Genomic DNA, 10361 nt, shown 5'->3' on the forward strand with positions numbered 1-10361 from the left:
CTCGTTGATGATCGGCGTGATCGGTGTGATGGCCGCGGAGTCAGGCCGCGGTCGCGTCCATGCGGCGGCGCAGGCTCAGCGGACGCATGTCCGTCCACACCTCGCCGATGTGGGCGAGGCACTCCTCGCGGCTGCCCTCGGTGCCCTCGGCGCGCCAGCCCGCGGGCAGCGCCCGGTCGGCCCACCAGATCGAGTACTGCTCCTCGGTGTTCAGCACCACGCGGTGGGTGGGTGCCGGGGTCTTCTCGGTGTTGGTCTCGGCGGACACGGTGGTCTCCTGTTCATTGGGTCAAGGGGTGAAAGGGCGGAATATCAGGGGCAGTTGGCGCGCCGGCCGGACATCGGACGCGGTCGGCGCACCGGCCGCACGTCGGGGGCGGCCGACGGACCCGCCGTACGCGAAGGCGGTCCGGGTCAGTCGGACATGGCCACGAGCACGCGGCGCGGTCCGGTGAACGGCCGGCGGCCGTGGCCCACCAGGACGTTGTCGATGAGCAGCAGGTCCCCGCGCCGCCAGTCGACGTCGACGGCGTTGTCCAGGCCCCGGTCGCGGATCTGCAGGACGTACGCGTCCGGGATCGGCGAGCCGTCGGCGAAGCTGACGGACTGGGGGAGTTCCTCCGCCGGCATGATCGACGCGAGCGCCTTGGCGGTGTCGTCACCGAGCGAGGCCGGATGCCACTGGTCCGCCTGGTTGAACCACACCTCGTCGCCCGTCACCGGGTGGGTGACGGTCGCCGGTCGCAGCTGGGTGACGCGCAGCGAGCCGTCCGGCTGCCACTTCCAGTCCGCGCCCGACGCGCCGAGGAACTCCTCGACCCGGCCGCGCTCGGCCGTCTCGAAGGTGTCCTGCCAGCTCTTGCCGAGGCCCATGCCGCCGTGCAGGTTCTGGCTGTAGCGGACACCGCCCGCGAAGGCCTCGCGCACCTCGTCGTCGAGGCAGCCGAGCCAGCGGGTGCCGTCGATCACCGGGGTGGCGCCGCCCGTGTGCGGAGCGGTCTCGCAGTAGAACAGCAGCCTGGCGGGCCACTGATGGGCGTAACTCATCTCGTTGTGCATCGAGATGCTGTACTCGGCCGGGTACTCCGTCGAGGTGTAGACGTTGGACCCGACCTTGGTGCGGGGCGAGTTGCCGTGGACGTACGCGAGCCGGTTCGGCAGCAGCAGGTCCATCACCTCGTCCAGCTCGCCCGGCTCGACGCCGAACCCCCGGAAGACCAGGGCCTTCTCGCGGGCCAGCAGGCCACCGAGGTCGTCGAGCGAGCCGAGGTGTGCGGCCAGGCCGCCGGCGTTCGGCTCGGTGCCCGTCTGTGCCGGGGTGACCCCGGCCGGCGCCCAGAGGCCGTCGTTCGCCACGTTCTCCATCCGTGTTCTCTCCTTCTGAGGAAGGGAACCCGCCCCCGGGTCAAGGCACTTGACCTCGATCGGCAGGGGTGCGCCCCCATGAACCCACCCTCGGAGGCGGGCCTATATTTCTTCGCTACGCGCCATATCCGGGACCGATGGGCCCGCGTCGCCCGCCGTCTCCCGCAGCGCCGGGGACACCAGCGACACCAGGGCGAGCAGTCCCATCGCCGCGGCGATGGCGAGGGCCGTGCGATGGGTGCCGAACGAGGCGAGCAGCACCCCGCCCGCCAGCGCGCCGGCGGATGCCATACCGGACCCCAGCAGCGCGAACACACTGGTCACCCGGCCCTGAAGGGCCGCCGGAGTGATCCGCACCTGGTGCACGCCCGCCACCACGTTCATCAGCGCCCCGGCGAAACTCATCCCGCCGAGCAGCGCCCCCAGGACGTACGGGTGCGACACGAACGCGACCGGCGCCATCAGCGCGGCCCACAGGGCGAGCGCCCCGGCGAGCACCGCACGGGGGGACGCCCGGCCGGCGGCGCGCGAGCCGGCCAGGGCCCCCGCGATCCCGCCGGCCCCCGCGACCAGGCCGATCATGCCGATCTGGAACGGCGAGCCGTGGTTCTCCTTGACGACGAGGGCGAAGGTGAGCGTGAGGATCTGGAAGAGCAGATTGCTCCCGGCGAGCAGCCCCACGGCCACCCGCATGAAGCGCTGCCCCCACACCCAGCGCAGTCCCTCGCCGACCTCCGCGCGCAACGAGGCGGCAGGAGCGTTCCGTTCGCCCTGGAGGTCGCGCCGGATCAGGAGCAGCGTGCAGAGCGCCACCAGGTGCGTCACCGCGGTGAAGGCGAACGGCAGCCACCGGCCGAACTGGAAGAGCCCGCTGCCGGCCGGCTGGCCGAGCAGCCCCGCCGCCTGCCCCCGCGCCTCGTTCTGCCCGAGTGCGGAGTTCAGCTGCGACGGGTGCACGACGTGGCTGATCGCCGCGCGCTCGGCCAGCCGGTAGCAGAGGCCCGCCGTGCCGTCGACGAACGCCGCGGCGGCCACCACGGGCAGCCACAGCCGCCCCGCGAGCAGCATCGCCGTGACGCCCGCCATGGCGAGCAGCCCGGCGAGGTCGCACAGCACGAGCAGCCTGCGCCGGTCCCACCGGTCGATGAGCGCCCCGGCGGGCAGCTGCACCACCAACTGCGGCAGCAGGGCGGCGAATCCCACCACGCCCGCACCGGTGGGACTGTTCCCGAAGAAGATCATCAGCAGTGGGTACGCGACCACGCTGGCCCGCAGCCCCAGGGCCGAAAGACCGGCTCCGGACCACAGCAGCAGGAAGTCCCGGTTGCGGCGCAGCGGTTCGGGCGCGGCCCGCGCCTCGGGCGCCGCCTCATCCAGCAGGCTCATGCCGCGCCACCGCCCGCGCGGCACCATTCGAGCACGGCCATGGCGCTGTGCATCTTGTTCTCGGCCTGGGCGAAGGCGATGCTGCGGGGCCCGTCGAGGACCCCGGCGCTCACCTCCTCACCGCGGTGCGCGGGCAGGTCGTGCATGAACATGGCCTTCGGGCTGTACTCCCAGAGCCCCTCGCCGATCCGGAACGGCACGAACCGCTCCCGCCAGTCGGGGTCCTCCTTGCTGGTGCCCGTGGTCTGCCAACGACTGGTGTAGATCACGTCGACATCGACGGGAAGCCCCTCGACGTCGTGCCGCTCGACGACCGAGGAGCCGTGCGCCGCGGCGGACGCCCGGGCCCGCCCGAGCACGTCCGCCGTCAGGCCGTAACCGCGGGGGGTGCGCAGCTCCAGCTCGGTCCCGGCGAACCGCGAAAGACCGAGGGCGAGGGCCGCGGCCGTGTTGTTGCCCTCGCCGAGGTACAGCACCCGCAGCCCCTCGATCCGCCCGAACTGCCGCAGCAGTGTGGTCAGATCGGTGAGCCCCTGCGTCGGATGCTCGTCGGCGGTCATGGCGTTGACCACCGACATCCTGGACTGGCGTGCCCAGGAACGCAGTTCGGCCGGGTCGCCCGAGGTCCGCGCGACCAGCACGTCCAGCATCCGCGAGAAGACCCGGCCGGTGTCCTCGCTGCTCTCGCCCGTGTTGGTCTGCAGATCGGTGCCGTTGAAGGTGACGATCCCGGCGCCGAGCCGCAGCGCCCCGGCCGAGAACGCGGTACGCGTACGGGTCGACGTCCTGCGGAAGTAGATCCCGGCGACCGCCCCGGCGAGCAGCCCGCCGGGCGAGGACTGCCCCGAGGAGAACTCCGCTCCCCGGGCGACGATCCCGTACAGCGCCTCGTCGGTCAGGTCATCGAGAGAGATGAGGTGGCGGACGGCCATGGTGTGCTCCTTCGCTCATCGGTGTCGGACGGTTCGGCCGCGACCGGGAGCCGTGCGGCCCCGGGCGGCTCGGCGCTCCCTGCCCTGTGGGCGGTGGGCGGCGGCTTCCCGATCAGCCGCAGCGGTCCGGCGGCCGCGGCCTCGCGGGCGATGGCCGCGTACCGGCCCGGACCGACCGCGAGGTCCTCCACCACCCAGCTGTCCGGCCCGGTCGCCGCCGCATGGCGTACGACGAGGGGGCCGCTGCCCGGCGGCCCGTGCACGTCCACCGCCCGGACGTCGGTCATCAGGCCGACGCCGCTGGCCTTGAGGACGGCCTCCTTCCTGGTCCAGTAGCGGAGGAAGACCGCCAGCTGGGCCGCCGGTTCCGATTCCTGACGCAGATGTGCGAGCTCCCGGTCCGACAGGACCGAGGGCGCCACCGCCGCGGTGTCGAACCCGAGGACCTGCTCCAGGTCGACGCCGATCCGGTGGCCGCCGCCCGTGACCCCGAGCAGCCAGTGCGGTCCCGAGCGGGACAGGCTGTAGCTCAGTTCGGTCGGCGGCCACTCCACGCACGGCGCGCCGTGGTCGCTGTCGCCGCACTCCGGGCAGCGCAGCCGGCCCAGTCGCAAGTCGGCCGGGCGGGCCCCGAGATAGCCGGCGAGTACGCGGCGTACCGCCACGTGCGCACCGGCGTAGTACAGGCCTGCTTCGGCGGTCATCGCGCGTGCCGAGTCCCGTTCGGCCGCGGACAGCACGGCGATGGCGTCCGGGCCGAGCGGTTCGGCGACCGTCCCCCACCACACGTGCGTCTCATCGGCGTCGAAGACATCCGAGAAGTCCTCGGCGCTCATGGGAGTCACCCCTTTTCTCGTCGGGCCCGATCCACGGGGGATCAGGCGCCGGTGGCGGTGGCCGTCGTCAGCCGGAGCCCGCCCGTGGCCGTCAGGGCGCGCTTCCACAAATGCGAGACCTCCCCGAAGTGCTCGCCGACCCAGGCATCCGAATAGATGGTGTTGAGATAGCGGTCCCCGCCGTCCGGGAAAATGAGGACGACGTTCGACCCCTCGGGAATGCGGTCGCTGAATTTCTCCAGGGCGGCCACGGCCGCACCGGACGAACCACCGGCCAGAATGCCCTCGCGGTGCACCATCCGGCGGCAGGCGACCACACAGTCGAGATCGCCCACGTGCACCACCTCGTCGGCCACCGCCGGATCGAAGAGCGCCGGCGGCACCGAGGCGCCGTGCCCCGGAATGAGCCGACGGCTCTGCGGCTGGCCGAAGATCGCGCTGCCCACGGCGTCCACCGCGACGACCGTGGTCGTCAGCGCGTGCTGGTCGACGTACGTCGCGCAGCCGAGCAGCGTGCCGAACGTGGACACCGGCGAGAAGAGGTAGTCGACCCGCCCGTCCAGCGCCTCGGCTATCTCCCGCATCGTCTCGTGGTGCGCGAGCGGGTTCAGCGGATTGGCGTACTGATTGGGCCAGTAGGCCCCCGGCACCGTGTCCACCAGCTCCCGCACCCGGTCGAGCCGGGCCCCCAGGAACTCACCGGTCACGGGGTCCGGGGTCCGTACGACCTCGACCCGCGCGCCGTAGGCGGAGAGCAGCGCCAGGTTCTGCGCGGTGGTCTTCGCGTCGACGACACAGATGAATTCGATCCCGAAGTACTTGCAGATCTGCGCGATGCCGATGGCCAGATTTCCCGAACTCGACTCGACCACCACCGAGCGCCCGGGAATCAGACGCCCCTCGTGGATACGCTGCCGCAGCATGCCGAGCGCGGACCGGTCCTTGATGCTTCCCCCCGGATTGAACCTCTCCATCTTCGCGAAGACCCGGGATCTCAACCCCGGGAATACATTGCGGAGTTCGACCAGCGGGGTATTCCCGATGGTGCCCAGAATCCCTTGGAGTACGGGACGGCTCATGCGGCTGTCCTTCCCTCTGTTGTGGCTGTCCGGAGACCACGGTGAACAGACGCCCTATGCGCGTTCTATTAGAGAAGAGGTATAGAGACCGGCCGCAGGGTCGCCGCAGCACTGGACCATCGAAAGGAACCGCAATGCTGATCCTTCGGCGCACCGACGTGGCGGACGCCCTGGCGGGCCGGGAGTTGGAGATCATCGACCTGGTCGCCGACGCCTACCGGCTGCACGACGAGGGCGCGACGGCACTGCCGCACTCGACCTTCCTGCGCTTCCCGGAGGAGCTGCACGCCCGGGACCGCATCATCGGCCTGCCGGCCTACCGGGGCGGCCCGGCGCCCGTCGCCGGAATGAAGTGGATCGCCTCGTTCCCCGGCAACGTATCGGCGGGCCTGGAGCGGGCGAGCGCCAGCATCACCCTCAACTCGCTTGAGAACGGCCGACCTTCGGCCTTCCTCGAAGGCTCCGTCATCTCCGCCAAGCGCACCGCAGCGAGCGCGGCCCTCGCCGCCCGCGTCCTCACCGAACAGGCCCCGCCCACCTCGGTCGCCCTCGTCGGCTGCGGAGTGATCAACCTGGAGATCCTGCGCTTCCTGTCCGCGGCCCTGCCCTCGCTGCGCGAGGCCGCCCTCTACGACATGGACCCGGCCCGCGCCGAGGACTTCGCCAGGACCTGCGCCGCCGAAGTCCCCGCGGTGAAGGCGTATCCGGTGACGGGCCTCGAAGACGCCCTCGCCGCCCACCCGCTCGTCTCGTTCGCCACCACCGCGGGCGCGCCCCACACGGACCTGTCGGCCTGCGCCCCCGGCACCACCGTGCTGCACATCTCCCTGCGCGACCTCACCGTCGACACCGTCCTCGGATCGCTCAACATCGTCGACGACGCCGACCACGTCTGCCGCGAGCGCACCTCGCTGCACCTGGCCGAACAGCGCACCGGCAACCGCGACTTCGTCGCCGCCCCCATCGGCGCCCTGCTGCGCGGGACCGCGACCCTCGACCGCGACCCCGGGCGCCCCGTCGTCTACTCGCCGTTCGGCCTGGGCGTCCTCGACATCGCGCTCGCCGAGTACGTACGCGAGCAGGCCGAGCGGTCGGGCCGGGGCATCCACGTGGACGACTTCCTCGACTCCTGACCCCGGTACGCACACGACGGCGGCCCCCGCCCGTGAAGGAGGGGGCCACCGTCGTGACGGGCTCAGGCCAGCGGGAGCACGGAGATCCCGCCGCCGTCGGAGCGGGCCCGGATCTTGCGGGCCGATCCGGGATCGGTACGCACCCGCACGCTCTGGCTGCCGCCCCCGGTCGCCGCGTCCACCGCGTACGCCCCGTCCGGCACCCGGATCGTGACATTGCCGCCGGAGCTGCTGATGTCCACGGAGTCCGGCGCCTCGGTGAAGCCGGCCGTCACCCTGCCGCCGTCGGAACGCGCGGTCAGCCGGCCGGCCACCCCCTTGTCCACCGAAATGTTCCCGCCGTCGCTCTCCAGCGTCGCGGCCAGCGCCTTCGGCACCTCCACCCGGTAGTCCACCTCACACGTCGAGCCCCCGAGGCCACCGCCGCAGTCCGACGGCGCGGTCAGCGACAACTCCCCGCCCTGGGTGAGGTGCTGGGTCTTCGGCTTGTCGCCGTCGTACTTGAGCGATTCGGTCACCCGCACCGCGTTCCCGCTCCCGGCCACCACGTCGATGGTGCCTCCGGACGTCTTGACCTTCAGCGAGGTGACCTTCGAGTCGACGGTGTACGAGGCGGAGTCGGTGCTCGTCTTCCCCATGCAGCCGGAGACGAGGCCCCCGGACACCACGGCTGCCATGACGTACACCGCGGTCTTCGTACGGAACGGGCGCTTCATCGGAACTCCCTAGGAACGGTTACCCGGTCGGAGCCGCCAGCCTGATCCCGGGAACCTGCGGGAATCTATGAAATTCCTGTACACCCCTCACACCACCTCTATAGCTGTCGTATAGGACCCTGGCCGAGGGTGGTCCATCTGAGACCCCCGCTCACCGCCAGGAGTGCCCCGCATGAACAGTCGACGCATCCGCAAGGCCGTCATCCTGGGCGGCGGAGCCGAAGGCTGGATGACCGCAGCCCACCTCGGCAAGGCGCTCCAGGGCACCGTGGACCTCACCGTCCTCGAATCCCCGCACGACACCGCCCCGCACATCGCCTCGGGCGTCGGCACCCTGCCCCACCTCCACCGGTGCTTCTTCGACCCGCTCGGCATCAACGAGGACGAGTGGATGCGGGAGTGCGGCGCGGGTTTCAAGACGGCCGTACGCTTCGTCAACTGGCGTACCGAAGGCCCCGGTTCGGCCGAGCCCAGGCAGCTGCCCACCGGTTCGAGCGACCACTTCTACCATTCCACCGGGCTGCTCCCGGACTGCGAAGGACTCCCGCTCTCCCACTACTGGTTCAAGCGCAAGCACGAGGGCCGCACACAGGACCCCTTCGACTACGCCTGCTTCCGCGAACCCCCGCTCCTCGACGCGAAGCTCGCACCGCGCTGGCTCGACGGCCGTGCCGCCACCCGCTACGCCTGGCACCTCGACGCGGCCCTGCTCGCCGACTACCTGCGCCGCTTCACCACGGCCAAGCACGACACGCACGTCGTGGTGGGCGAACTCGCCGGTGCCGACCGGGACGAGCACGGCCGGCTCACCGCTCTGCGCACCACCGAGGGGCACGTGCTCGACGCGGACCTGTTCATCGACTGTTCGGGCTACGAGGGCGCGCTCATCAACGGCGTCCTGGCCGAACCCTTCGAGGACCTCTCGGGCGAACTGCTCTGCGACCGCGCCGTGGTGGCGCGCATCCCGCACAACGACCGCGCCGAGGGCGTCGACCCCTACACGTCCGCCGTGGCCGTGCCGTCCGGCTGGGCCTGGAAGATACCGCTGCGCGGCAGCTTCTCCACCGGCCACGTCCACCACAGCTCGCTCACCACGCAGGACGAGGCCCGGGCCGAGCTGAGCACCCTGTGGGGCCTGGACGCCGAACGCACCGCATTCGACACCCTGGACCTGCGGGTCGGCCGTACCCGGCGCACCTGGGTCGACAACGTCATCGCCGTCGGCCGCTCGGCCGGCTCGCTCGGCCCGCTCCAGTCGACCGGCAGCCACTTCCTGGTAGCCGCGCTGCACCGGCTCGTCACCCACTTCCCGGACCGTGACTTCGACCCGGCGCTGGCCGACAGCTACAACCGCGAGACCGACGAGATCTTCGCGGACTCCCGCGACTTCGTGCAGGCCCATCTGGCGTTCGCCCCTCGCACCGACACCGCGTTCTGGCGGGCGGGCAAGGAACGGGAACTCCCCGCCGGACTGCGCCGCAAGGCCGACGCCTACCGTGCGGCCCTGCCCGTCAACCCGATGGCCACGGACGAGGCCGCCTACTACGGCTCGCACGGCAACGCCGAAGCCGAGCTCCACAACATCTGGACCGACGGCCACTACTACAGCGTCCTGGCCGGCCTCGGTACGGAGCCGCGCACCGCCCTGCCGGTCCTGGCCCACCGTCCGGAATCGGTGGCCGCGGCGGACCAGCTCTTCACCGCCATCGAACGCCAGCAGCGCAACCTCCTGGACACGCTTCCGACGGCGTACGACTGCCTGCGCAACCTCTACGAGGGGTGACGGGAGCGCTTCACGCACGGGTGCGGAAGCATCCGTCGTTCCCTATACGTGCTGGTGGAGGTGTACCTCCAGTCGGCCGCCATCGGCGCCGGCGGGCACGGCAAGCGCCGCGGCCAGGGGGCCGGGCACGGCCAGGTCCGTCACGACCCAGGAGGCGGGGGTACCGGGCACCCCGGCGGCCACGACCGCGGAACCGGCGAGCTCCGGCCGGGTGTCGACGGTGGAGAGATCGGTGGTGATCCCGACCCCGACCGCCTTGAGCACGGCTTCCTTACGGGTCCAGCAGCGCAGGAAGAGCCGGGTGCGGGCATCCCCTTCGTCCGCACCGAGCACGACCCGGCGCTCCGAATCGGACAGGGTCGACGCCGCGAGCTCCAGGACCGGGAAGTCCCGTACGCCCTCCACGTCCACCCCCACCGGAACGCGGGCCACGGCGAGCATCCCGCAGCTGTCGGTGTGCGAAATGCTGATCCACAGGGGAGTGGCCGGGGCAAGGACCGCGGGCGGCCCGTGCAGCGGATCGCCGCAGCCAGGACAGGGCCGGCGCCCCAGGCCTATCTCCTCGGGCGCCACATCGAGCAGCCCGGAGAGGATGCGGCGGCTCGCCGCGCGCCCGGCCACGAACCCGACCGCGCTCCGCTGGTGCACGAACCGCGCGGCACGCTCGCGCTCCTCCTTGCTGAGCAGGGCCAGGTCGGCCGGTGCCACGGGACTGTCTCCCGTGGGCCACCACCAGGCGTGCGCGACGGACGCGTCGATTTCGTGGATCAAGGTCACGGGGGAACGCTACCGCCCCGAGGGAGGCCGGGGCCGAGGTCCGATTTGACGCGGGCCGAGCCGGTCCGTAAGGTTCTTCGGGTTGCCACGGAGCCGTATCGGTTCTGCGGCAACCGTCCGCCGCAGACTCTGCGGCACCCAACTCAGCACGATCTCCCGCCCGGGATGAATTTCGGCATGCCGAATTCTATTGCGGTCGGACCGGAAGACTCGATTATGAATCGGCCGGAAAAATCAGCTAGAGTTCGGGACGTCGGAACGGCCCAACAGCCGGGAAGACAAACCCCGCCCCGACGGGGAATCGGACACGAAAGAGTCTGATAGAGTCGGGAACACGAAATACCGAAGGGAAGC

At 71.3% G+C, this 10361-nt stretch carries 10 protein-coding genes; 2 read left to right on the forward strand and 8 right to left on the reverse strand.

All coding sequences use genetic code 11. From position 1 onward, the window contains the following. Positions 1 to 40: 40 nt before the first annotated feature. From IE267_RS22700 to sbnA, 6 genes are all read right to left on the reverse strand, one after another. A complete protein-coding gene (locus tag IE267_RS22700; protein ID WP_161246991.1) occupies positions 41 to 268 on the reverse strand; it encodes an MbtH family protein in 228 nt (75 codons plus the stop codon). Positions 269 to 414: 146 nt separating this feature from the next. Beyond that, positions 415 to 1365, reverse strand: a complete 951-nt coding sequence (locus IE267_RS22705) for a TauD/TfdA family dioxygenase (protein ID WP_189764462.1) — start codon at positions 1363 to 1365, stop codon at positions 415 to 417. 102 nt (positions 1366 to 1467) lie between these two features. Then, a complete protein-coding gene (locus IE267_RS22710; RefSeq protein ID WP_189764463.1) occupies positions 1468 to 2751 on the reverse strand; it encodes an MFS transporter in 1284 nt (427 codons plus the stop codon). Continuing rightward, a complete protein-coding gene (locus tag IE267_RS22715) occupies positions 2748 to 3683 on the reverse strand; it encodes an ornithine carbamoyltransferase (protein WP_189764464.1) in 936 nt (311 codons plus the stop codon). The genes IE267_RS22710 and IE267_RS22715 overlap by 4 nt, the downstream gene beginning before the upstream one ends. Next, a complete protein-coding gene (locus IE267_RS22720) occupies positions 3647 to 4519 on the reverse strand; it encodes a 4'-phosphopantetheinyl transferase family protein (RefSeq protein ID WP_167152699.1) in 873 nt (290 codons plus the stop codon). The genes IE267_RS22715 and IE267_RS22720 overlap by 37 nt, the downstream gene beginning before the upstream one ends. Before the next feature lie 41 nt (positions 4520 to 4560). Beyond that, on the reverse strand, positions 4561 to 5598 hold the full coding sequence (sbnA, locus tag IE267_RS22725) for a 2,3-diaminopropionate biosynthesis protein SbnA (RefSeq protein ID WP_189764465.1): 1038 nt from the start codon (positions 5596 to 5598) through the stop codon (positions 4561 to 4563). Positions 5599 to 5732: 134 nt separating this feature from the next. On the opposite strand from sbnA, the gene sbnB reads away from it, so the two are divergent. After that, a complete protein-coding gene (sbnB, locus tag IE267_RS22730; RefSeq protein ID WP_189764466.1) occupies positions 5733 to 6731 on the forward strand; it encodes a 2,3-diaminopropionate biosynthesis protein SbnB in 999 nt (332 codons plus the stop codon). A 62-nt stretch (positions 6732 to 6793) separates the two neighbouring features. On the opposite strand, the gene IE267_RS22735 is transcribed toward sbnB, so the two are convergent. Next, positions 6794 to 7447: a DUF4097 family beta strand repeat-containing protein gene (locus tag IE267_RS22735; protein WP_161248550.1), complete on the reverse strand. Its 654-nt coding sequence runs from the start codon at positions 7445 to 7447 to the stop codon at positions 6794 to 6796. 172 nt (positions 7448 to 7619) lie between these two features. On the opposite strand from IE267_RS22735, the gene IE267_RS22740 reads away from it, so the two are divergent. Next, positions 7620 to 9230, forward strand: coding sequence for a tryptophan halogenase family protein (locus IE267_RS22740; protein WP_189764467.1), 1611 nt, complete (start codon positions 7620 to 7622; stop codon positions 9228 to 9230). Between the two features lie 42 nt (positions 9231 to 9272). Here IE267_RS22740 and IE267_RS22745 read toward each other — a convergent pair whose 3' ends face one another. Continuing rightward, a complete protein-coding gene (locus IE267_RS22745) occupies positions 9273 to 10007 on the reverse strand; it encodes a 4'-phosphopantetheinyl transferase family protein (RefSeq protein WP_189764468.1) in 735 nt (244 codons plus the stop codon). Positions 10008 to 10361: the final 354 nt, after the last annotated feature.

Source organism: Streptomyces xanthochromogenes (assembly GCF_014650455.1).
Lineage (GTDB): Bacteria > Actinomycetota > Actinomycetes > Streptomycetales > Streptomycetaceae > Streptomyces > Streptomyces xanthochromogenes.